The organism is Selenomonas sp. (genome assembly GCF_057272215.1).
On record NZ_DBHIUY010000004.1, the window covers coordinates 24,923 to 46,560 of the forward strand.

21 protein-coding genes are annotated in these 21,638 nt (G+C 59.3%); all 21 read left to right on the top strand.

What is annotated here, in order from left to right; all coding sequences use genetic code 11:
* Window positions 1-12: 12 nt before the first annotated feature.
* The 21 genes from ACO5Z0_RS04330 to ACO5Z0_RS04430 all read left to right on the top strand — a co-directional run bounded on the left by ACO5Z0_RS04330 (window position 13) and on the right by ACO5Z0_RS04430 (window position 21,614).
* Window positions 13-1,107 carry a D-alanyl-D-alanine carboxypeptidase family protein gene (locus ACO5Z0_RS04330; RefSeq protein WP_485649352.1) on the top strand — a complete coding sequence of 365 codons (1,095 nt, stop codon included), beginning with the start codon at window positions 13-15 and terminating at the stop codon, window positions 1,105-1,107.
* A gap of 22 nt (window positions 1,108-1,129) precedes the next feature.
* Window positions 1,130-1,975 carry a glycosyltransferase family 2 protein gene (locus ACO5Z0_RS04335; RefSeq protein WP_485649353.1) on the top strand — a complete coding sequence of 282 codons (846 nt, stop codon included), beginning with the start codon at window positions 1,130-1,132 and terminating at the stop codon, window positions 1,973-1,975.
* Window positions 1,976-2,080: 105 nt separating this feature from the next.
* The gene (gene hydG / locus ACO5Z0_RS04340; protein WP_485649354.1) at window positions 2,081-3,505 is read left to right on the top strand and encodes a [FeFe] hydrogenase H-cluster radical SAM maturase HydG; all 1,425 of its coding nucleotides are present in this window, start codon (window positions 2,081-2,083) and stop codon (window positions 3,503-3,505) included.
* Between the two features lie 82 nt (window positions 3,506-3,587).
* Entirely contained in the window at window positions 3,588-4,034 is a 447-nt protein-coding gene (locus ACO5Z0_RS04345; RefSeq protein ID WP_485649355.1) for a universal stress protein, read from the top strand.
* Entirely contained in the window at window positions 4,003-5,808 is a 1,806-nt protein-coding gene (locus tag ACO5Z0_RS04350) for a methyl-accepting chemotaxis protein (RefSeq protein WP_485649356.1), read from the top strand. Before ACO5Z0_RS04345 ends, ACO5Z0_RS04350 begins: the two co-directional genes overlap by 32 nt.
* On the top strand, window positions 5,805-6,296 hold the full coding sequence (locus ACO5Z0_RS04355; RefSeq protein WP_442673666.1) for a deoxycytidylate deaminase: 492 nt from the start codon (window positions 5,805-5,807) through the stop codon (window positions 6,294-6,296). Before ACO5Z0_RS04350 ends, ACO5Z0_RS04355 begins: the two co-directional genes overlap by 4 nt.
* Window positions 6,297-6,467: 171 nt before the next feature.
* Window positions 6,468-7,307 (top strand): UDP-3-O-acyl-N-acetylglucosamine deacetylase, encoded by an 840-nt coding sequence (gene lpxC / locus ACO5Z0_RS04360; protein ID WP_485649357.1) that lies wholly within the window; start codon window positions 6,468-6,470, stop codon window positions 7,305-7,307.
* A 66-nt stretch (window positions 7,308-7,373) separates the two neighbouring features.
* On the top strand, window positions 7,374-7,817 hold the full coding sequence (fabZ, locus tag ACO5Z0_RS04365) for a 3-hydroxyacyl-ACP dehydratase FabZ (protein ID WP_442672694.1): 444 nt from the start codon (window positions 7,374-7,376) through the stop codon (window positions 7,815-7,817).
* Window positions 7,818-8,069: 252 nt separating this feature from the next.
* A complete protein-coding gene (lpxA, locus tag ACO5Z0_RS04370) occupies window positions 8,070-8,933 on the top strand; it encodes an acyl-ACP--UDP-N-acetylglucosamine O-acyltransferase (protein WP_442672693.1) in 864 nt (287 codons plus the stop codon).
* 29 nt (window positions 8,934-8,962) lie between these two features.
* The gene (locus tag ACO5Z0_RS04375) at window positions 8,963-9,769 is read left to right on the top strand and encodes an LpxI family protein (protein WP_485649358.1); all 807 of its coding nucleotides are present in this window, start codon (window positions 8,963-8,965) and stop codon (window positions 9,767-9,769) included.
* Between the two features lie 83 nt (window positions 9,770-9,852).
* Window positions 9,853-11,004 (top strand): lipid-A-disaccharide synthase, encoded by a 1,152-nt coding sequence (gene lpxB / locus ACO5Z0_RS04380; protein WP_485649359.1) that lies wholly within the window; start codon window positions 9,853-9,855, stop codon window positions 11,002-11,004.
* On the top strand, window positions 11,001-12,752 hold the full coding sequence (locus ACO5Z0_RS04385) for an ABC transporter ATP-binding protein (RefSeq protein ID WP_485649360.1): 1,752 nt from the start codon (window positions 11,001-11,003) through the stop codon (window positions 12,750-12,752). The genes lpxB and ACO5Z0_RS04385 overlap by 4 nt, the downstream gene beginning before the upstream one ends.
* A 23-nt stretch (window positions 12,753-12,775) precedes the next feature.
* Window positions 12,776-15,283, top strand: a complete 2,508-nt coding sequence (lpxK, locus tag ACO5Z0_RS04390; RefSeq protein ID WP_485649361.1) for a tetraacyldisaccharide 4'-kinase — start codon at window positions 12,776-12,778, stop codon at window positions 15,281-15,283.
* The gene (gene kdsB / locus ACO5Z0_RS04395; protein WP_442672688.1) at window positions 15,280-16,014 is read left to right on the top strand and encodes a 3-deoxy-manno-octulosonate cytidylyltransferase; all 735 of its coding nucleotides are present in this window, start codon (window positions 15,280-15,282) and stop codon (window positions 16,012-16,014) included. Before lpxK ends, kdsB begins: the two co-directional genes overlap by 4 nt.
* 91 nt (window positions 16,015-16,105) lie before the next feature.
* On the top strand, window positions 16,106-16,933 hold the full coding sequence (gene kdsA, locus ACO5Z0_RS04400) for a 3-deoxy-8-phosphooctulonate synthase (protein ID WP_485649479.1): 828 nt from the start codon (window positions 16,106-16,108) through the stop codon (window positions 16,931-16,933).
* Window positions 16,933-17,493, top strand: coding sequence for a KdsC family phosphatase (locus ACO5Z0_RS04405; protein WP_485649362.1), 561 nt, complete (start codon window positions 16,933-16,935; stop codon window positions 17,491-17,493). The genes kdsA and ACO5Z0_RS04405 overlap by 1 nt, the downstream gene beginning before the upstream one ends.
* 27 nt (window positions 17,494-17,520) lie before the next feature.
* Entirely contained in the window at window positions 17,521-18,432 is a 912-nt protein-coding gene (locus ACO5Z0_RS04410; RefSeq protein WP_485649363.1) for a lysophospholipid acyltransferase family protein, read from the top strand.
* The gene (lptC, locus tag ACO5Z0_RS04415; RefSeq protein ID WP_485649364.1) at window positions 18,429-18,989 is read left to right on the top strand and encodes an LPS export ABC transporter periplasmic protein LptC; all 561 of its coding nucleotides are present in this window, start codon (window positions 18,429-18,431) and stop codon (window positions 18,987-18,989) included. Before ACO5Z0_RS04410 ends, lptC begins: the two co-directional genes overlap by 4 nt.
* Window positions 18,986-19,759, top strand: a complete 774-nt coding sequence (locus ACO5Z0_RS04420; protein ID WP_442675900.1) for an LptA/OstA family protein — start codon at window positions 18,986-18,988, stop codon at window positions 19,757-19,759. Before lptC ends, ACO5Z0_RS04420 begins: the two co-directional genes overlap by 4 nt.
* Window positions 19,760-19,792: 33 nt before the next feature.
* Window positions 19,793-20,512, top strand: a complete 720-nt coding sequence (gene lptB / locus ACO5Z0_RS04425; RefSeq protein WP_442672697.1) for an LPS export ABC transporter ATP-binding protein — start codon at window positions 19,793-19,795, stop codon at window positions 20,510-20,512.
* A gap of 10 nt (window positions 20,513-20,522) precedes the next feature.
* Entirely contained in the window at window positions 20,523-21,614 is a 1,092-nt protein-coding gene (locus ACO5Z0_RS04430; RefSeq protein WP_485649365.1) for an LptF/LptG family permease, read from the top strand.
* The last annotated feature ends 24 nt before the right edge of the window (window positions 21,615-21,638 follow it).

A 21,638-nucleotide genomic window follows, 5' to 3' on the forward strand; every position in this document is an offset into this window, starting at 1 on the left:
GGGGAAGATCTTTTGCTGGGGGTACGAAAATTCTTTTCTTTTGAAAAATCAAGAAGCTCTGGTCTTGCCTTGGGGCGCGGCGTTTTGCGCGTCGGCTTGGCGGCGTTTGTGCTTTTGGCTTCAGCGGTCGGCTCGCCGTTCGCATTGGCGGCGCACGCGCCCGCCGCAGTCAGCGAGCGTGCGCACGATGTAGGCGAGACTTCGGTGCATACGGAGCCGCAGCACGGCGGCACGGCGCGGCGCACGATTGCTTTTGGACAGCCTGCGCAGCGCAGGACTGCGCCGAGCGCCGCCAAGGAGCCGGCGCCTCTTGCGGCGACGCCGCCCGCAGCGCGTGCTTCTGCGCCGCCGCCGGCGAGCGTGCGTTCGATGACGGCGGATGCGGCGATCCTCATAAATGCGAAGACGGGCGAGGTGCTTTACGAGAAAAATGGCGACAAGCGCGAGTATCCTGCGAGTATGACGAAGATGATGACGTGCATTCTCTCCGTCGAGAGCGGCAAATCCGATCTCGCCGTGACGATCACGCCGTTTGCCGCCGACGTAGAGTCAACGCGCGTCCGCCCCGGTGAGCAGGTGCGGCTCCGAGATCTCACGCGCCAGATGATGCTGATCTCCGACAACGGCGCCGCGCTCGCGATCGCCGAGACGCTCGGCGGCTCGGAAGAGAAGTTTGCGAGGATGATGAACACCAAGGCGCGAGAGATCGGCGCGTTTCATACGAACTTCGTCAATCCGAACGGTATGCCCGATGCGAATCACTATTCGACGGCGCATGACATCGCCCTCATCGCCGCTTACGGTCTTAGGAATCCCGAATTTCGCAAGATTGTAGGCACGAAAGCGAGTACGATCTATTATTTGCAGCCCACAGGCTACAAAACCTATTGTGAAAACACGAACGCGCTTCTCTATGACTACCCGGGCTGCACCGGGCTAAAGACCGGCTGGACACGCGCGGCGAAAGGCTGCCTGGCGGCGTCCGCCGTGCGCGGCGATACGGAGCTGATCGCCGTCGTCATGCACTCGGACGACGAGGAGACGCGCGCTTTGGAAGCCGCCGCACTCTTGGACTATGGCTTCGCTTCCTTCAAGAGCGGCTCCTAAAGACAGGGGGAGACAGATAACTATGGAAGATGAGAGACTGCATGAACCGCTGATTTCCATTGTTTTGCCTGTTTACAACGGCGAAAAGTATCTGCGCGAGTCCATAGACAGCATCTTGGCGCAGACGATGCGGGATTGGGAGCTTATCGTCGTCGATGATTGTTCGAAGGATGCGACGCCGGCGATTTTGGCTGCATATGCCGCACGCGACAAACGCATACGCATCGTACACAACGAGGAGAATCAACGGCTGCCGCGCTCGCTGAACATCGGCTTTGCCGAGACGCGCGGCGAATTCCTCACGTGGACGAGCGACGACAATGCGTATGCCCCCGAGGCGCTTCGCGAGATGGTTTCTTACCTGCGGCGCTTTCCCGAGTATATGATGGTCAATGCGGCGATGGATATTCTCTATATGCCGGAGAGCCGCTTGGAGAAATCGGAGCAGTTTGACGCCGATCCGTGGAAAATGTTCGTTCAGAACCGCATCGGGGCATGTTTCCTCTATCGGCGTCAAGTTCTTGAGGAAATCGGCGGTTACGATCCCGAGATGTTTCTCTTGGAAGATTATGACTACTGGCTGCGCATATTGATACGCTACGGCTGTATTGCGCATATCAAAAAGACGCTGTATCGCTATCGGATGCACGAGGGCAGTTTGACCGCGTGCAAGCTGAAAGAGCGCAACAAGCGAGCAATTCGGCTCGTTCATAAGTATTTGCCTGATATAACCTACCATTTGCGGCATCGCCCCGAACTCTTTCGGGAATATTTCCTAGCAGGCGTGCAGTCGGCGGAATGGAGCGATGAGGAAATGGCGCTCTTTCGCCGCTATATGCCGTCGCTCGTCGAAGAAGCGGGATGGTAAAGGACGCGCGGATAGAAACGAAGCCGCTCGGATGTGTGCTGGCGGGCGGCCGGATGTATCTGTGATCTCTAAAGGCTATGCTCTGAGAGATGAGGGGGCGTAAGCATGACAAAATACGATCCGAAATCCGCACGCGCCGAGGAATTCATTCATCATGAAGAAATCCTTGCGACGCTCGCGTGGGCGGAAGCGAATAAGGATGACCGTGCACTCGTGGAGCGCCTTTTGATGCGTGCGCGCGACTGCAAGGGGCTGACGCATCGCGAGGCGGCGCTCCTGCTCGCGGTTGATGCACCCGATCTTTTGGAGCGGATGTTTTCGCTTGCCAAGGAGATCAAGGAAGAGCTTTACGGCAAGCGCATCGTGCTTTTTGCGCCGCTGTATCTCTCGAACTATTGCGTAAACGGCTGCGTCTACTGTCCCTACCATGCGAAGAATCGAAAGATTCGCCGCAAGAAGCTTACACAGGATGAGATTCGCCGCGAGGTCGTCGCGCTGCAGGATATGGGGCACAAGCGGCTCGCGCTTGAAACGGGGGAAGATCCGCTGCACAATCCGATCGACTATGTGCTTGAGAGCATCCGGACGATCTACGCGATCAAGCATAGGAACGGTGCAATTCGCCGCGTGAACGTCAATATCGCGGCGACGACGGTCGAGAACTACCGAAAGCTCCGGGACGCGGGCATCGGCACATACATCCTCTTTCAGGAAACGTACCACAAGGAGAATTACGAAAAGCTCCATCCGACGGGGCCGAAGCACGATTACGCATGGCATACGGAGGCGATGGACCGCGCGATGGAGGGCGGCATCGACGATGTCGGCTGCGGCGTGCTCTTCGGGCTGAACCTCTATCGCTACGACTTCGTCGGGCTTTTGATGCACGCCGAGCATCTGGAAGCGCGTTTCGGCGTCGGTCCGCATACGATCAGCGTGCCGCGCATTCGTCCGGCGGATGACATCGACCCCGGCGCGTTTTCCAACGCCATCGACGACGACATCTTCGCCAAGATCGTCGCCGTCATCCGCATCGCTGTGCCGTACACCGGCATGATCGTCTCGACGAGGGAATCGGAGGAGAGCCGTCGGCGCGTCCTCGATCTCGGCATCTCGCAGATCTCGGGCGCATCCTCGACGAGCGTCGGCGGTTATGAGAAGAAGGAAGCCCCGACGGAAAATTCGGCGCAGTTCGACGTCAACGATACGCGCACGTTGGATGAGGTCATCGAATGGCTCCTCGACCTCGGCTATGTGCCGAGTTTCTGCACGGCGTGCTACCGTGCAGGCCGCACGGGTGACCGCTTCATGAGCCTTTGCAAGAGCGGCCAGATCAAGAACTGCTGTCTGCCGAATGCGCTCATGACGCTGAAGGAATACTTGGAGGACTATGCGAAAGAGACGACGCAGGAAAAGGGCGAGCGCGTCATAAAGGAACAGTGGGCGGACATCCCGAACCCTGCCGTCAAGGAAAAGGCGGCGCGCTATCTCAAGGAGCTCGGCGACGGGATGCGTGATTTTCGTTTTTAATAGAAAAGAGGAATTTTTCCCATCGTTGGCGAAATAAAAAATATTCATGGGAGGATTTGGGAGATTTCGGGAGGTAAGCAAGATGATGGATTTCAAGGACAGCGAGATCCGGAGGATTCTCGTGCCTTACGACGGCTCGGAGCAGGCGCAGCAGGCTGTGCGGCAGGCGGCGCACATTGCGCGTCTGCAGGGGGCGGCGCTCATGCTGCTCTCGGTCGTCGATCTCAATGCGGAGGTCGCCGCTTTTGAGCGCGTGAGCTTGGGCGGCTACGTACCGGCGGAGTTGAAGGAAGGAGCCTATAAGGAGCTGGCGAAGATCTTGCGCGAGGTGCCCGAGGATATTCGCACAAACAGTATGGTGGAGATCGGCTCGCCCGCCGAGGTGATCGTGGAAACGGCGGACGATGAAGGGTATGATCTCGTCGTCATGGGCAGCCGCGGGCTTGGCAGGCTGCAGGGGTTCTTAATGGGCAGCGTCAGTCAGTATGTGCTGCAGCATGTGCATTGCCCCGTCATGGTGGTTCGCTGATATGCAGGGCAACGATAAGAAAACATCTCTCCTATCCCATCTCTTTCGAAGCAAGGATGATGCAGCGCGTTTGAGGCGCGGCGTCGTCCTTTTTGCGCTGTTTTTTTTCGCGGCTTTCCTCGCGCTTGGCTATCATGCTTACGACAGCGCGCGCACGTCGAATGCGACGATCTGGAAGGAAAAGGTCGATGCCGATATGCGCGGCGTCCTCTTGCTGCTTGAGGCGACGCATCCCGGTGACTGGACGGTGCAGGACGGGCGCATCTACAAGGGCGGCCGGCTGCTCAACGACAACAACAGTTTTGTCGATCACTTGAAGGAAGTCACCGGCTCGGAGATCGCGCTCTTCGTCGGCGATACAGTCGCGGCTTCGACTTACGAGACGGACGATAAGCGTCTTGCCGGGCAAAAAGCGGACGCCGCTGTCACGAAGATCGTGCTCACGGGCTGCACGCCGTATCTCGGTCGCTCTGATCTTGGCGGCCTGCGCCCGATCGGCTCGTATCACACGCTCTTCGACATCGACGGTGAGGCGATCGGCATGATCTTCGTCGGTGTGCCTGAGGCTTCGGAAGCGCGTTCTCTCGGCACGCTGACAAATTCTTTGGCTTTGGCGGGACTGGGGCTGCTGCTTCTCGTGCTCACGGGGCTGGGGCTTCTGCTTGCCTATACGGGGCGCATCGCTCTCCACTTGCAGGGCGCAGATGAAAGCGGGGGCGAGGATACGCCGCCGCCCATGCCCGAGGAGGCGCATGTGTCTGCGGCGGAAGAGCTGCAGGTGCATCGCGCTCCGCTTGCCGATGCGGCGTTCGAAGCTGTGCCTGCTGAAGCGCTTTCGCGCATGGGCGCTTTCTGCACGACGCTTCTTGCGGGGACGGAGGCGCAGGCGCAGGTGATGGAATCGGCGCTCGCGCAGGTCGGCGCGTGGAAGGCGCAGGCGGAAAAGGCGGCGGCTCTTCTCGCCGATGCGCAGGGGCGTGCAGGCGAGGGCGATGCGCATGAAGTAAAGAAGGAAGCCGAGGAGACGCGCCGCCGCCTCAGCGAGAGCCGCGCGGCTGCGAATGCGGCGGCGGCGCGCACGGGCGAAGTCGCCAAGGAGCTTCGGGCGGCGGATGAGATCGCACGCACGCTTTCCAAGCGGGCGGCGGCGATCGGCGAGACGCTCGTCGAAGTCGCAGAGCTTGCAAGCCAGACGAACCTCTTGGCGTTCAATGCGGCGGTCGAGGCGGCGCGTGCGGGCGATGCAGGCAGACGCTTCGCCGCCGTCGCCGATCAGGTGCGCCGCTTGTCGGAAGATGCGGGCAAGCTCTCGTCGAATGCGGCGGAGCTTTTGTCGGCGCTCGGAGACGACGTCGCCAGAGCCGCCGCTGCCATCGAAGCGGGCGGCGCGGGGGCGAAGGAGAGCCGCGCGGCGCTTCGTGCGCTCGCCGATACGGCGGCGCAGTTGGAAGAGACGGCAAAACGCGCGGGCAACCGCCCGAGCGGTGCGCAAGATCTGCTGCCGATGCTTGCCGAGGTGCGCACGCTGCACGAGCAGATGGCGAAGGATGCGGAAAATATGCTCGCCGTCAAAGACGGCGAAACGGCGAAGCTCGCCGATCTGCGCACCGCTGCCGATGGCTTGCGCGCCCTTTTGGGCGAGGCTGTGCCGCCGCTTGCCGCTGCTTTTGCGGCGGACGGCGAAGAGGTGCATGACGCAGATCGTGCGCCTGAAGAAAGCCACGCGTATGGAGCAGCGGAAGCGGATGGAATGTGTGAGGAGGAAAAGCCGTGATTATCTCATGGGATGAATACTTTATGGGCATCGCCCTCTTTTCCAAGTATCGCAGCAAGGATCCGCACACGCAGGTCGGCGCCTGCATCGTCAATGAGGCGAAGCACATCGTCGGCGTCGGCTATAACGGTATGCCGAACGGCTGCTCGGATGAAGAGTTCCCGTGGGGCAGCACGGGCGATTTCGGCGAGAAGAAGTACGCTTATGTCGTCCATGCCGAGCTTAATGCGATTTTGAACGCGAGCACATCGCTTGCGGGCTGCCGCATCTATACGTCGCTCTTCCCATGCAACGAATGCTGCAAGGCGATCATCCAGTGCGGCATCAAGGAAGTCGTCTACCTCTCGGACAAGTATGCGGCGACCGACAGCACCCGCGCTTCGAAGCGCATGTTCGCCGCCGCCGGCGTTCACTATCGTCGGCTGGAGACGAATCTTCGCGAGCTGCCCGTCAATTTTTCGCTGCCGCAGGGGGAGCAGGAAGATTGACCGCTTTTGCTTCATGGCGCAGCAAAAGCCGTAAGAATCGCCGATTGTGCGTGCAGTCTTGCACAATCGGCGATTTTTATGTACAATAAGGAGATGTTGAAACGGATTTTTGCATTTGACAGCTGCGCTTTTTTTCGCCGCTTTTTGTATTTCTCAGCGAGGAGGATTTTCATGTCCTTTCAGACGACGATTGCCCGACGCATCGATTATGACGGCGTGGGGCTTCATTCCGGCGTCATGGTGCATCTCTCGCTTATGCCGGCTCCGGTCGATGCGGGGATTGTTTTCGTGCGCCGCGACCTTGCGGGCGGACCGCGCATTCGTGCGGTTGCGCCGCATGTGACCTCGACGGTGCGTGCGACGACGCTTGCTGAGGGCGGTGTGCGCGTCTTTACGGTCGAGCATCTGATGAGCGCGCTCGCGGCGTTCGGCATCGACAACTGCTTTGTCGAGATGGATGCGGAAGAGCCGCCCGTTGCGGACGGCAGTGCGCTCGTCTTTTTTACGCTTTTGAAAGAAGCGGGAAAAGTGCAGCAGGAGAAGGAACGCCGCGAAATCATCATTGATCGTGTCTATCGCATCGACGACGGCGACCGCTTTCTCATCGCCGTGCCGTATGGCGAGGGGCTGCGCGTGAGCTTCACTTCACTCAACGAACACGCGCTTGTCGGCACGCAGTACCGCGACTTCATCTTTCGCGGGGACGCCTATGAGAAGGAGATCGCGCCGGCGCGTACGATCGCTTACGAGGGCGAAGTCGACGCCCTCAAGAAAGCGGGGCTTGGGCTTGGCGGCACGCTCGAAAACGTCATCGTTTATAACGATGAACGCTGGCTCAACGCGCTTCGCTTCCCCGACGAACTCGTGCGCCATAAGATCCTCGATCTCATCGGTGATATTCGCCTCGCCGGCTTCGTGCGCGGTCATATCATTGCCGTGAAGTCAGGTCACGCACTGAATACACAGCTCGCGAAAGCGCTTTATGCTGCGTTCGAATCGAGCGCCGGATAGAAGGGCGCTGCATCTTTGCTACGATTGCCGGATATATTCCGTGAAAGAAAGAAGGAGCGAAACACTATGGTTTTGGACATCAATGAAATTCAGAAGATCTTGCCGCATCGTCCGCCGATGCTTCTCGTCGACCGCATCATCGAGCTTGTGCCCTTTGAGTCGGCGACGGGCATCAAGTGTGTGACGATGATGGAAGATTTTTTCCGCGGGCACTTCCCCGACTCGCCGATCATGCCGGGCGTGCTGATCTTGGAAGCTATGGCGCAGGTCGGCGGCATCACGATGCTCTACCCCGAGGAGAACCGCGGCAAGCTCGCGCTCTTCGGCGGCATGGAGGGCGTGAAGTTCAAGAAGCCTGTCGTGCCCGGCGATCAGCTCGTGACGAAGGCGAAGATCACGAAGATTCACGGCGATTTTGGCAAGCTCCACGCCGATGGCTATGTCGATAACGTACTCGTCGCCAAGGCGGACTTCACTTTTGCGCTGCAAAGGGCAGAAAATATGTCCTAAAGGGCAAGATTCGCACGAGAATAGGTGCCAGTCTTTTATCAACCCCCGAAAATTGCCGATTTTGCCGAGATTTGCGAGGCAGAATACGACAGGGTTCGCCGGATTATAATAATATGGTGCTGTATGCCTGCATGGATGGGCGAGGAATCGTTGGCGGTTCCGTAAGATCCTGCGGCAAAGACCTTCTTTTATTTTGAAAGGCATAGATGGAATCCTGTCAGCTCTTTTCGAGAGGAATAAGGGGTGGGAATAATGATAGACAGCAAAGTAGTGGCATACATCCACGAATCGGCGGTTGTGAGTCCGCGTGCGCATGTGGCGAAGGGCGTGGAGATCGGACCTTACGCCGTGATCGAGGAGAACGTGACGCTCGGGGAGAATGTCAAGGTCGGCGCACATGCTGTGATCGGCGCGAATGTTTCAATCGGCGCGGGTACGCGTATCGAGCCGCACGCCGTCATCAACAGTTGGACGAGCGTCGGCAGGGACAGCCATATCTTCCAGTTCGCTTCGGTCGGCGCGGAGCCGCAGGATCTGAAGTTCAAGGGTGAGAAGAGCTATACGATCATCGGCGACCGCACGACGATCCGCGAATATTCGAGCATTCACCGCGCGACGGGCGAGGGCGAGGAGACGCGCATCGGCAGCGACAGTCTGCTCATGGCTTGTACGCATGTCGCGCACAACTGCGTCATCGGCAATCACGTCATCATGTCAAATGCAGCGATGATCGCAGGTCATGCCGTCGTCGAGGATCGTGCCGTCTTAGGAGGCATGTGCGGTATCCATCAGTTCGTGAAGATCGGCAGGAACGTGATGATCGGCGGCATGTCGAAGGTCGTGCAGGACTGCGTGCCCTATACGATCGTCGATGGACATCCGGCGCGTGTCGTCGGGCTGAACAGTGTGGGCATCGCGCGCGCGGGCATCGCGGTCGAGGCGCGGCGCAACATCAAGCGAGCCTACAAGATCCTCTTCCGCTCGGGGTTGAGTCTTGCACAGGCGATCGCTGTCATTGAGCAGGAAGTCGATACATCCGAAGAGGTCGAGCATTTCCTGCGCTTTTTGCGCAACGTGGATCGCGGGATATGCCGTGAGCGCCGCGAGAACGAATAGAGATTCGGAAGAAATCGGAGGGAGAACCTTTGGAGAAAATTGGACTGTTAGCCGGCGTGGGACGCTTGCCTGTCGTCTGTGCGCAGGCGGCGAAAGCGCTCGGCATTGAGGTCAGCGCCGTATCGCTTCTCGCGGATACGGATGCGGAGCTTCCCGCCGTCGCCGCCGATCATCGGGCGATCAACGTCAGCAAGCTCGGTGCGATCATCGACTACCTCAAGGAACGCGGCGTGACGAAGGTGACACTTCTCGGCAAGGTCACGAAGGAGCTTCTTTTCGCAGGGAGTCACGAGCAGCCCGATAGGCGTATGATGCAGCTTTTGATGTCGCTGCCCGACAAGAAGGATGATACGATCATGCTCGCTTTCGTCAAGGAGCTGGCGAAGGAAGGGCTTGAGGCGTTTGATCAGACGGCGCTTCTGAAAACTTTGATGCCTGCGGCGGGTACGCTGACGAAGCGCGAGCCGACCGAAGAAGAGCGTGCGGACATGGAGATGGCGCTTATGATGGCGAAGGAGCTTGGTCGGCACGACATCGGGCAGACTGCCGTCGTCAAAGAGAAGGCAGTCATGGCTCTCGAAGCCATCGAGGGTACGGATGCCTGCATACGGCGCGGCGGTGCGCTCTCGGGCGGCGGCGCTGCCGTCGGCAAGGCGGCAAAGCCACAGCAGGATATGCGCTTCGATGTACCTACAGTCGGCGCGGCGACGATCGAGTCGATGATTGCTGCAGGCGCGAAAGCGCTCGCCATCGAAGCTGGAAGAGTGCTCGTCGTCGATCAGGCGAAAGTGCTTGCGCTCGCCGAAGAAAACGGCATAACAATCGCAGCGATTTGAGGATTTGCGCGGCGGATACAGGCTATGTATCCTCGCGCTTTTTCGACTTCATAGGAAGCGCGGATAAGAAGGGGAGGGGCAAGATGAAGATCATGATGTCGGCGGGCGAGGCGTCGGGCGATTTGCACGGCGCACGTCTGGCGCAGGAAATGCTTGAGATGAGACCCGATGCAGAGCTTTTCGGCTTTGGCGGCGCCAAGATGGCGGAGGCAGGCGTGCGTCTTGTGCGCGACTGTCGCGACTACAGCATCATGGGCGTCTGGGAGGTCATCTTAGGGCTGGGTCGGCTCCTGCAGCTCGAAAAGACGCTCGTCGAAGCGATGCGCGAGGAAAAGCCGGATCTTCTCCTCATCATCGACTATCCTGATTTTAACTGGCGGCTCGCGGCGAAGGCGAAAGCGCTCGGCGTTCCCGTCTTTTCCTATATCCCGCCGTCGGCTTGGGCGTGGCGCAAGGGCCGCGCGAAGAAGTGCGCGGCGATCGCCAAGGAGATCGTCACGATCTTCCATCACGAGATTGGCCCTTACGTCACAGCCGGCGCGAATGTCACCTTTCTCGGCAATCCGCTCGTCGATACGGTGCGTGCTGACATGGAGCCGGAAGCGGCACGGGAGTTTTTCCGTCTCAAAGATGACGAACGTGCTGCGCTGCTCTTGCCCGGCAGCCGCAGGCAGGAGATCGCGCTTTTGCTGCCCGATATGCTCAAGGCGGTGCGCATTCTGCACGAACAGCATCCTTCGACGCGCTTCTTTCTTCCTGCCGCACCCGGCATCGAGCGTGAAGAGCTTGCGCACTACATCGAAAGATCAGGTGCGTCCGTCGAGCTGACAGACGCGCATACCTACGACCTCATGGGAATCGCCGATTTCGCCATCGCGACATCCGGCACCGTCGTCATGGAAGCGGCGCTGATGAATCTGCCCGCCGTCGTTTGCTATCGTATGGGCAGGCTCAATTATGCCATCGGCAAGATGCTCGTGAAGATCGACCACTTCAGCCTGCCGAATATCATCTTGGGTGAGGAAGCGGAGCCGGAGCTTTTGCAGGACGAGGTGACGCCCGAGCGCATCGCCGAGGAAGCGGCGAAGCTTTATAAGGGCGAGCCGCACCGCGATTCCGTCATGGCGCGGCTCAAGGTCGCCGTGCTGCAGCTCGGCCCGCCGGGCGCAGCGGTGCGCGTCGCGGCGCATGTGCTCGCGGCGGCGGGCGGCAGTGGGAATGAGAGGGAAGCATGAAGAATTACGTGCGCCTGCTGCGGTACATCCGCCCCTACATGAAGCATCTGGCATTTGCCATCGTCTGCATCGTGTTCGCGGCAGCGGCGAACCTCTATGTGCCTTGGATCATCAAGGACATGATCGACAAGGTGCTCATGGAGCGCGACATGGCGATGCTGAACCTCATCGCGGTCGGCATCGTCGTCGTGTTCTTCTTCCGCGGCATCTTCTACTATGGGCAGAGCTACCTCGTGTCCTTCGTCGGGCAGCGCGTCGTCATCGACATTCGCGAAGCGCTTTTTGAAAAGTTTCAGCGTATGCCGCTCGCCTATTTCGACCGACAGCAGACGGGCGCGATCATGAGTTATGTGACGAACGATGTGCAGGCTTTGCAGAATGCGCTTGTCGATAAGCTCATCGAGTTTGTGACGGAAAGCTCCGTGCTCATCGGCTCGATTGTGCTCATGTTTTATCTCGATTGGAAGCTCACGCTGATCACACTCATTACGGTGCCGCTCGTTGGGCAGGCGATGAATATTTTCGGCAAGAAGCTCAAGCAGTCGGGCACGGTCATCCAAGAGCGGCTTGCTGACATCAACTCGCTCTTGCAGGAAAGCATCTCGGCGGTGCGCGTCGTCAAGTCGTTCGTGCGCGAACGCCACGAGATCGCGCGCTTTCATCGGCAGAACGAGCTGAATTTTCAAGCCGAGATGAAGAACGTGCAGCTCACGAGCCTTTTGACGCCGACCGTCGAGTTTCTCGCGGCGATCACGGTCACGTTCATCTTGTGGATCGGCGGCTATGAGGTCGTGCAGGGCGATCTCACGGCAGGCTCGCTCGTCGCTTTTCTGACATACGCCGTGAATCTCGCGAACCCCGTCAAGCGCATCAGCCGCATCTACGGCACAATACAGAGGGCGATGGCGGCGGTTGACCGCGTGTTCGGCGTGCTCGATATGGAGGAGACGATTCACGACAAGGAAGGCGCCGCGCCTCTGCCTGAGATCGAAGGCCGCGTCGCTTTCGAGGATGTGTCCTTTTCCTACAAGGATGGCGTGCCTGCGCTTTCGCATGTGACGCTTGAGGCAAGTCCCGGGCAGCTCATCGCCTTTGTCGGTCCTTCGGGGGCGGGCAAATCGACGATCGCGAACCTCATTCCGCGTTTTTACGAGGTCAACGAGGGGGCGATCCGGATCGACGGGCACGATGTGCGTGATGTGACGCTTGATTCCCTGCGTGAGCAGATCGGCATTGTACCGCAGGAAACGATGCTTTTTTCGAGCAGCGTGCGCGAAAATATCCGTTACGGCAGGCTTGACGCGACGGACGCCGAGGTCGAGGAAGCGGCGCGTGCGGCGAATGCTGAAGAGTTCATTCGGCAGCTTCCCGACGGCTATGAAACGAAGATCGGCGAGCGCGGACTGAATCTTTCGGGCGGGCAGCGTCAGCGCATCTCGATTGCGCGCGCCATCTTGAAAAATCCGCGCGTCCTGATCCTTGACGAAGCGACGTCGGCGCTCGATACAGAGAGCGAGAAGATCGTGCAGGCGGCGCTCGACAAGCTCATGGTGGGGCGCACATCCTTTGCTATCGCGCATCGGCTGTCGACGATCTTCAACGCCGACTGCATCTATGTCATCAACGGCGGACGCATCGTCGAGCGGGGGACGCACGCGGAACTTCTGGCGGCGGGCGGCCTTTACAGCACGCTTTACCATATCCAGTTCAAGAACGAGGAAGAAACTTTGCAGCCTGCACGGGCATGATGCGGCAATAAAGGGGAGGAACCATGCGCTTACTTTATAATCTCGCGGCGATTCTCGCCGTCGTCCTCATCATACCCGTCTTTTTGGTGCGCGCCGTACGTGAGCGCGGCTTCGTCGAGCGCGTGCGGCAGAGTCTCGGGTTTTTCCCCGAACACGCGCTTGATAAGGTCGCGAAGAAGAACAGTATTTGGGTACATGCGGCGTCCGTCGGTGAGATCGTCGCCGCAAGCCCTTTGATTCGTGAATTTCGCAAGGAGTTTCCGAAAAGTCCGATCCTCGTTTCTGTCGTCACGACGGCGGGCTACGAGATGGCGAACCGCATCATCAAGGACGCGGACAGCATCATCTACTTTCCGCTCGATCTGCCGTGGCGTGCGGGAAGCATCCTGCGGCGCATTCATCCGCGCATCTTCATGCCCGTGGAGACGGAGCTTTGGCCGAACTTTCTGCGGACGGCGAAGAAGCTCCACATCCCCGTCATGATGGTCAACGGGCGCATCAGCGACAAAAGCGTCAAGCGCTACAAGCATCTGCACAGTGTCCTCGACGATATGATCAGCACGGTCCGAATGTTCGCCATGCAGTCGCCCATCGACGCCGAGTACATCATGCGTCTCGGTGCGCCGCCCGAGCTTGTCACCGTCACGGGCAACACGAAGTTCGATCAGACGTATACGGACGTGAGTACGGCGGAGAAGAATAAACTCATTCGTGAGATGGGGCTTTCGAAGAGCGGCGGCATCTTCCTTGCGGGCAGCACGCATCGCGGCGAGGAGACTCCTGTCTTAGAAGCCTTTGCCGCGCTTCGGAAAAAGTTCCCCGAGGCGAAGCTCATCATCGCGCCGCGCGAGCTTCTGCGTACGACGGAGGTCGCTGCGCTTTGCAGACACAAGGGGTTTTCCGTCGCACGACGCACGGAGCTTTTGGAAAATCCGCAGGAGGGTCACGACATCGTGATCCTCGACACGATCGGCGAGCTGGGCAGGGTTTACAGCATCGGCAGCGTCATCTACGTCGGCGGCAGTCTCATCGCGCACGGCGGACACAATATCTTAGAGCCGGCGGCGCACGGCAAGGCGATCATCGTCGGACACAACATGTTCAACTTCAAGGATACGCATGTGCTGTTTACGAAGCGAAGCGCCTGCATTACCGTGCATGACGAAGGAGAGCTTGCCGAAGCTGTTCTAAGGCTTTTCGAGGACGTGGACGCGCGGCGGCGCATGGAGCGCGAAACACTCGCCATCGTCGGCGAGAACAAGGGCGCGTCGAGAAAGACTGCCGTGATCCTGCGCGAGTTCCTCGAAGACTTTGAGCAGGGAGAAAATGCGGGCAAGGTGCGCACGACGGAGCGCGTCGAGAACTTCCGCACCTACGTCACCGATCTCATGCGCCGCCGCCATGCCGACGGCATTTGGCTGCATCTCATCATGGGCGTACTGTATGCGTTTTCTGTCATTTATCGGCAGCTCGTGAATTTGAAACTCTGGGGCTACAAGGCGGGCGTTTTTCAAAGAAAGCGGCTCGGCTGCTACGTCATCAGCCTTGGCAACATCACGGTCGGCGGCACGGGCAAGACGCCGACGGCGCAGGTTCTGGCGGCAGCTGTCCGCGACAGGGGCTATCGCGTCGTCATCTTGAACCGCGGCTATCGTGCGAAGTGGCGCGGCGACGTCGGCATTGTTTCCGATGGACAGAAGCTCTACATGGACGCGACGGAGGCGGGCGACGAAGCCTTCATGCTCGCCAAGCATCTGCCCGAAGTGCCCGTGCTGATCGGCGCGGAACGCGCGCTCACAGGGCAGTACGCCATCGAGCATTTCGGCGCGGAAGTCGCGATCCTAGACGACGGCTACCAGCATTGGCAGCTCGCACGCGATATGGACATCCTGCTCGTCGATGCGGTCAACGTGTTCGGCAACGGCTATATGCTGCCGCGCGGCACGCTCAGAGAGCCTGTCGCGCATATTGAACGCGCCGACGTCTGCCTTTTGACGAAGGTCGATCAGGCGGTCGGCGTATCGCGCGAACACATCAAGAACACGATACGAAAGTACAACGAGAAGGCGCTGATTATGGAGAGCATCCACCGACCGCGCCGCTTCGTCGAACTCAAGGACTGGCATCGCGACATCTCGGGCGAGGGCGTTGATATTAAGACGCTCGATGGGAAAAGGGTCATGGCGGTCTCGGCGATCGGCAATCCCATGTCGTTTGAGCAGACGCTCTCCGACGTCGGCGCGAAGATTGTCGAGAGTCTGCGGTTCCCCGATCACCATGAGTATACGACGAAGGAACTGCAGGACGTCCTCGATCAGGCGATCTCCCTCGGGGCGGAAGCTATCGTCATCACGGAGAAGGACGCCGTGAAGATTCCGTTGACGATCATTGAGGCGAAGGTGCCGATCCCCGTATTCGTCATCTGCGTCGAGGTCACGTTCCAAGAGGGGGCGACGGAGTTTGAGGAGATGCTCGCCGCACATCTGCAGGAAAGGAATGCTGCCTTGCGAAAGGGAGGGGAAGAGAAATGAGGACACTCTGCGTGATTCCGGCGCGCTATGCATCGACGCGCCTGCCGGGCAAGCCGCTTGCCGATATATGCGGCAAGCCCATGATCTGCCGTGTCTTGGAGCGTGCGAGCCTTGCCAAGAAGCCCGAGAAGGTGATCGTGGCGACGGACGATCGGCGCATCTATGACGCCGTGCAAAAGGACGGCGGCGAGGCGATCATGACGCGAGCCGACCACCCGACGGGAACAGATCGGCTCGCCGAAGTTGCGGCGGCGTATCCGGCAATGGATCTCATCGTCAATGTGCAGGGCGACGAACCGCTCATAGAGCCGTCCGTGATCGACGAGCTGATCGCGCCCTTTGAGACGGACGAGAATCTGCCGATGGCGACGGTCATGACGCGCATGGACGATGCGGCGGAGCAGCTCAATCCGAACAACGTCAAGGTCATCGTGGACAAGCTCGGCTATGCGCTCTACTTCTCGCGCTCGCTCGTGCCTTATCCGCGTGCGTCTGTCGTGCCTGTGTACAAGCACATCGGCATTTATGCCTATCGGCGCGACTTTTTGCTGCACTATGCGCGTCTTGCGCCGACACCCTTGGAGAAGGCGGAGTCCTTAGAGCAGCTCCGTGCGCTTGAAAACGGCTACGGCATCCGTGTGCTGGAAACACGCTGCCGCTTTGTCGGCGTCGATACGCCCGAGGATTTGGCGCTCGTCAATAGGATCTATCGCGAGCAGGGATTGGCGTAGAGGCGGCGCAGGTGCGCTTGGCGTCGTCGCCTGCAGAACGGCGGCGGGGAATCTGTCGAACGATTTTTCAGAGAAAGGCGGTACTATGATGATGAACAAGGTGAAGGTCAGAGATTTCACGATCGGCGGGGGCAGCCCGCTCGTGCTTATGGCGGGGCCGTGCGTCCTCGAAGAGTTGGATCGCTGCCTGCTCATTGGGCGCACGATCAAGGAAATCACCGCAAGGCTTGGCGTCCCCTACATCTTCAAGGCGTCCTTTGACAAGGCGAACCGCTCGTCTTTCAACAGCTTCCGCGGACCGGGGCTGAAGAAGGGGCTGGAGATGCTGCAGACGATCAAAGACGAGCTGGATGTACCTGTCGTGACGGACATTCATAAGGAATCGCAGATCGCGCCTGCGGCGAAAGTCGTCGATGTACTGCAGATTCCTGCCTTTCTCTGCCGGCAGACCGACCTCATCTATGCGGCGGCAAGATCCGGCTGTGTCGTCAACGTCAAGAAGGGGCAGTTCCTCGCGCCGCGCGACATGGGCAACGTCGTTGACAAGCTGCACGAGGGCGGCTGCTCTGACATTCTTTTGACAGAGCGCGGCGCATCGTTCGGCTACAACAATCTCGTCGTCGATATGCGGAGCTTTCCCATCATGCGCACGTTCGGCGCACCCGTCATCTTCGACGCGACGCACAGCGTCCAGCTGCCGGGCGGCGCGGGCACGTCGTCGGGCGGCAACCGCGAGTTCGTCGAGCATCTGGCGCGCGCCGCTGTCGCCGCCGGCGTCGATGGACTTTTCATGGAGGTGCATGACAATCCCGAAGAAGCGCTTTGCGACGGTCCGAACAGCCTTTACCTCGACAAGCTCGAAGAGCTTTTGAAAGATGTTCTGGCGATCTACGATGTCGTGAAAGGAAAGCTGCTCTGATGGTTTTTGCTGCAGATGCGACGGAGCGTGCGCGCCGCGTGCGCTTCATCATCTTCGATGTCGACGGCGTCTTGACGGACGGCGGCATCTATACGGGCGAGACGGGCGAGTTCATGAAGCCCTTTTATGTGCGCGATGGGCTCGGTATACGCCTGTGGCAGAATGAAGGCTTCGGCACGGCGATCATCACGGGACGTGCGAGCGCCATCGTTTCTTTGCGCGCCGCCGAGCTGAAGATCGAGGACACATACCTCGGTCATATCGACAAGCGCAGCGCCTACGCCGATATCAAGGCGCGTCATGGACTTCTTGACGAGGAGATCGCCTACATCGGCGACGATCTCGTCGATCTCGCCGTCATGAGGCAAGTCGGCTTTGCTGCTGCGCCTGCCGACGCTGCGGACGAGGTCTGCGCCTTGTCGCATTTCGTGGCGCACGCGCCAGGCGGCAGAGGCGCCGTGCGCGAGATCGTCGAATTTCTCTTGAAGGCGCAGGGACGTTGGGCGGATATCGTCGCGCGTTTTTCCGCTCCGACGAAAGTCACGAACGTCTCCCAATGATTATTTCCAGACAGCAGGTGAATCTTCATGCTCTACAAATCGCTGATGGCTTTGAGCCGCACGCTCCGCTTCCTGCCGCACGGTGCGCTGCTCTTTCTCGGTGCGCTGCTCGGCAGGCTCTATTACATCCTCATCAAGAAGCAGCGTGAACTTGCTGTGCGTCAGATGATGACAGGGCTTGCCGTTTCGGAGAAAGAAGCGCGAAAGATTGTACGCGCCTCTTTCGTGAATCTCGCGCAGAATATGCTTGAGATCCTGTATATGCCGAACCTCAACGAGAAAAATTTGCATGAGTACATCGAGATTGAGCATCTTGAACGCATGAAGGATGCACTCGCCGAAGGGCACGGCGTCGTCGTTCTCACGGGACATATCGGCACGTGGGAATGGCTGTCCGCCGCCTTTTCGCTGTCGGGACTGCCGGTCACAGCGATCGCCAAAACGCAGCCGAATGCGGAGTATTCGCGCGTTCTCGACGATCTGCGCGCGACGATCGGCGCGGAGATTTTCTCACGCGGTACGAGTGAGCTTCTGTCGGCGGGACGCGCCTTGAAGAAGGGGAAGATCTTGGGGTTCCTCGCCGATCAGGATGCGGGGCCGGGCGGCGCGTTCATCGACTTTCTCGGCAGGACGGCGTCGACGCCTTTGGGGCCCGCCGTCTTTTCGCGCAAGTTCCATGCGCCCGTCGTGCCGGCGTTCATCCTGCGCCGTCCCGACGGCAAGCACACGGTTCGCGTCTATGAGCGTATGGAGTGCGTTGACACAGGCGATGTGGAAAAGGATCTTTATGATTTCACCGTGCGCATGACGCGTCTGATGGAAGAAGTCATTCGCGAGAATCCGACGCAATGGCTGTGGTTTCAAAAGCGTTGGAACACGCCGCCCGAGATGAAGAAGGAGAAGCACCACGGCGCGATGCTGCAGGGAGGCAAGAAATGAGCGACGGGAAAAAAATCTTCTGGGGAGCCCTCGCGGCTCTCGCCGTCCTCGGTGTCGTTGTTTGGGCGATCCGGACTGTACCTGAGCCGCCCTCGCTCGATGATGCCCCGCACATCATGCGCTACGAGGGCAACACGCTGCGCCTGGAAAAGAACGGACGCACGGTCTGGCAGCTGACGGCGGAAGCCATCGAGGCGAATGCCGACGGCAAGACGGCAGAAGCACGAAATATCGAGGGCGTTTTCCATGAAGAGGGGAGAGAGCTTCGGCTGACTGCGCCACATGCCGTGTACCATCTGGAATCGAAGGATCTGATGATCGACGGCGGCGTGGAGATTCGGACGACGGACGGCGTCGCTTTGACGAGCCGCGAGGTCGTCTGGACGGACGCACAGGGGACGCTCGCCGCCGTCGGCGATGCGGTGCTCACGCAGGCAGAACAAGGGCTTCGCGTGACGGCAGAGCGCATCGAAAGCAAAGACGGCTTCCAAAAGTTCACGGCGAAGGGCAAGGACGGCAAGAAAGCGCATATTGAAAAGGGGAGTGGAGAGAAATGAGGAAGAAGGGATACGCCGCACTCGCTGCCGCCGTCTTGACCGCGGCGCTGAACATGGGCAGCCTGCAGGCGGCGGAAGAAGCCGCATCCTTGGACGGTGAGAGCGTCAGCTACGACATGGCGACGGGCGTCATCACGGCGGATGGCGGCGTCGTTTTTCGGCGCGGCACGGCGAGCGTCACGGGAGAGCGGGCGAGCTACAACACGAAGACGCAGCAGGGCGAGATCACGGGCGGCGTCGTTGCCGTCGATACGGCGATGCGCTTGACGGCGGAAAGCGTGACGCTGGTGTCCGCCGATGAAGTGCAGGCGACGGGCGGCGCCGACGTCACGAAGGACGACCTCCATCTGACGGCGGATCGACTCTTTGTATTTTCAGAGGATCGCTATGTCGCGGAAGGAAACGTCTATGCCGAAAAAGCGGATAAGACCTTTACGGGTGCACGCGCCGAATACACGCAGTCGGCGAACTACATGCTTGTCTCTGACGGCGGCACCGTGCGGACGGCGGACGGTACGTTCAGCGCCGACCGCATGGAAGGCTGGCTCTCCGAGGAGCATTATCGGGGCACGGGTAATGTGCATGTCGTAAGCCCGCCGAGGAGCTTCGAGGGCGGCGGCGATATGGTCAACTACTATGCCAATGCTGCGGACGGCAAGGGCAAGTGCGTGCTTGAGGGAAATGCCTGGGCGTACCAGGGGAACAATATGCTCAAGAGCAATCATCTGACGGTTTACCTTGCCAATACGGGAGAACTTGGGGTAGAATAAGAATGGTCTGCGGCAAAAACAGAGGTGAAAGACTTGCATCTGGAAGCGAAAAATTTGGTCAAGACATACAAGCGGCGCAACGTCGTCGATCATGTCTCCCTGCGCGTCAATAAGGGGGAAATCGTCGGACTGCTCGGCCCGAACGGCGCGGGCAAGACGACGACATTCTATATGATTACGGGACTTGAGCAGCCAAGCTCGGGCGATGTATTCGTTTCCGATGTGTGCATTACGACGATGCCCATGCACGAGCGCGCACGTCTCGGCATCGGCTATCTCGCGCAGGAAGCGTCGATCTTCCGCAAGATGACCGTCGAGGAAAATCTCCGCGCGATTCTTGAGATGACGAAACTTTCGGCGGCGGAGCAAGAGCAGAAGATGGAGCAGCTCCTCGCGGAGTTTCACGTCAGCCACGTACGCGACCGCCTTGGCACGGAGCTTTCGGGCGGTGAGCGCCGCCGCGTCGAGATCGCCCGCTGCCTTGCCATCGAGCCGCAGTTCATCCTGCTCGACGAGCCTTTCGCAGGCGTTGACCCGATCGCCGTCGCCGATATACAAGAAATCATCTCATACCTTCGAGAGCGCGGCATCGGCATCTTGATCACCGACCACAACGTGCGCGAAACGCTGCATATCGTCGACCGCGCTTACATCCTGAACGACGGCAAGATCCTCATCGAAGGGGACAGCGCGACCATCGCGGCGAGCGAGCTTGCACGCAAGTTCTATCTTGGCGACAAGTTCACGTTATAGGAGCGTCTCTATGCAAATTCGACTTTTGGACAAATACATCTTTCGCGAAGTCTGCGTCGCCTTTATTTTCGGTATATGCGCAAGTTCTGCCGTGTTCGTCGGCTCAGGAACTCTCTTTCGCATCGCACAGTACATCACGGAGTACGGCGCATCCTTCGGCTCGATTGTCAAGATGTTCATTTTCAGCCTGCCTGCCATCGCCATCTATACCTTTCCGATGTCGATGCTCTTGGCGGCGCTTTTGACCGTCGGCAGAATGTCGAGCGCGAGCGAGATCACAGCGATGAAATCGTGCGGCGTCGGCTTCCAGCGCATCGCTGCGCCCGTCATCGCGCTCGGCGTCATCGTCAGTATTTTTTCCATCCTTTTCACGGAGCATGTGGTGCCGCGTGCCAATAATGCGTATCAGGACGTCATCACCTACGAGATTCAAAACAACGCCGCGCCCAAGTCGCAGGAGCACATCATCATCAAGGAAATTTCCGACGGCAGCCTGCAGCGGCTCATGTACGCACGTCGCTACGATGCCGCATCAGAAACGCTCGAAGGCGTGACGCTGCAATCGTTTGAGAACGGTGAAACGAATTACGTCGAAGACGCCGCTTACGCCAAGTGGGAAGGAACGCAGTGGACGATGTATCAAGGCGTGATCTACGAGATCGCAGGCGGCAAGTCGGAGCATACGATGCGCTTCGATAAGCAGATTCTGTCGATCAGCGCAGGTCCGGGGCGCATCGTGCGCGAGCAGAAAACGCCCGAACAGCTGACGATGAAGGAGCTGCGCCAGCAGATCGAGATCATGCGCGCGCAGTTCGTTGACACGAAGAAGCTCGAAACGGAGCTTTACCAGCGCATCACGATTCCGATGGCGAGCCTTGTGTTCGCATTGATCGGCGTGCCGCTCGGCATGCAGCCGAACCGCAGCAGCTCCTCGCGCGGCGTGGGACTCAGTCTCTTGATTTTCTTCATCTATTACGTTCTCATGACGATGGCGGGGGCGATCGCGCAGTCCGGCGCCTTGAATCCCGCGTATGCCGTCTGGCTGCCGAACGTCGTCGGACTGCTTGCAGGCGGCTGGCTCATGCGTCGCGCGTCGCGCTAGGTCTTTAGAAAATAGAAGGAAAGG

Coding starts and splice junctions, on each gene's coding strand:
- lpxB (WP_485649359.1), top strand. CDS start 9,853: ATGAAGATCATGATGTCGGCGGGCGAGGCGTCGGGCGATTTGCACGGC.
- lptC (WP_485649364.1), top strand. CDS start 18,429: ATGAGCGACGGGAAAAAAATCTTCTGGGGAGCCCTCGCGGCTCTCGCC.
- kdsA (WP_485649479.1), top strand. CDS start 16,106: ATGAACAAGGTGAAGGTCAGAGATTTCACGATCGGCGGGGGCAGCCCG.
- lpxA (WP_442672693.1), top strand. CDS start 8,070: ATGATAGACAGCAAAGTAGTGGCATACATCCACGAATCGGCGGTTGTG.
- ACO5Z0_RS04350 (WP_485649356.1), top strand. CDS start 4,003: ATGTGCATTGCCCCGTCATGGTGGTTCGCTGATATGCAGGGCAACGAT.
- ACO5Z0_RS04345 (WP_485649355.1), top strand. CDS start 3,588: ATGATGGATTTCAAGGACAGCGAGATCCGGAGGATTCTCGTGCCTTAC.
- ACO5Z0_RS04410 (WP_485649363.1), top strand. CDS start 17,521: ATGCTCTACAAATCGCTGATGGCTTTGAGCCGCACGCTCCGCTTCCTG.
- ACO5Z0_RS04335 (WP_485649353.1), top strand. CDS start 1,130: ATGGAAGATGAGAGACTGCATGAACCGCTGATTTCCATTGTTTTGCCT.
- lpxK (WP_485649361.1), top strand. CDS start 12,776: ATGCGCTTACTTTATAATCTCGCGGCGATTCTCGCCGTCGTCCTCATC.
- kdsB (WP_442672688.1), top strand. CDS start 15,280: ATGAGGACACTCTGCGTGATTCCGGCGCGCTATGCATCGACGCGCCTG.
- ACO5Z0_RS04420 (WP_442675900.1), top strand. CDS start 18,986: ATGAGGAAGAAGGGATACGCCGCACTCGCTGCCGCCGTCTTGACCGCG.
- ACO5Z0_RS04405 (WP_485649362.1), top strand. CDS start 16,933: ATGGTTTTTGCTGCAGATGCGACGGAGCGTGCGCGCCGCGTGCGCTTC.
- ACO5Z0_RS04385 (WP_485649360.1), top strand. CDS start 11,001: ATGAAGAATTACGTGCGCCTGCTGCGGTACATCCGCCCCTACATGAAG.
- lpxC (WP_485649357.1), top strand. CDS start 6,468: ATGTCCTTTCAGACGACGATTGCCCGACGCATCGATTATGACGGCGTG.
- hydG (WP_485649354.1), top strand. CDS start 2,081: ATGACAAAATACGATCCGAAATCCGCACGCGCCGAGGAATTCATTCAT.
- ACO5Z0_RS04430 (WP_485649365.1), top strand. CDS start 20,523: ATGCAAATTCGACTTTTGGACAAATACATCTTTCGCGAAGTCTGCGTC.
- fabZ (WP_442672694.1), top strand. CDS start 7,374: ATGGTTTTGGACATCAATGAAATTCAGAAGATCTTGCCGCATCGTCCG.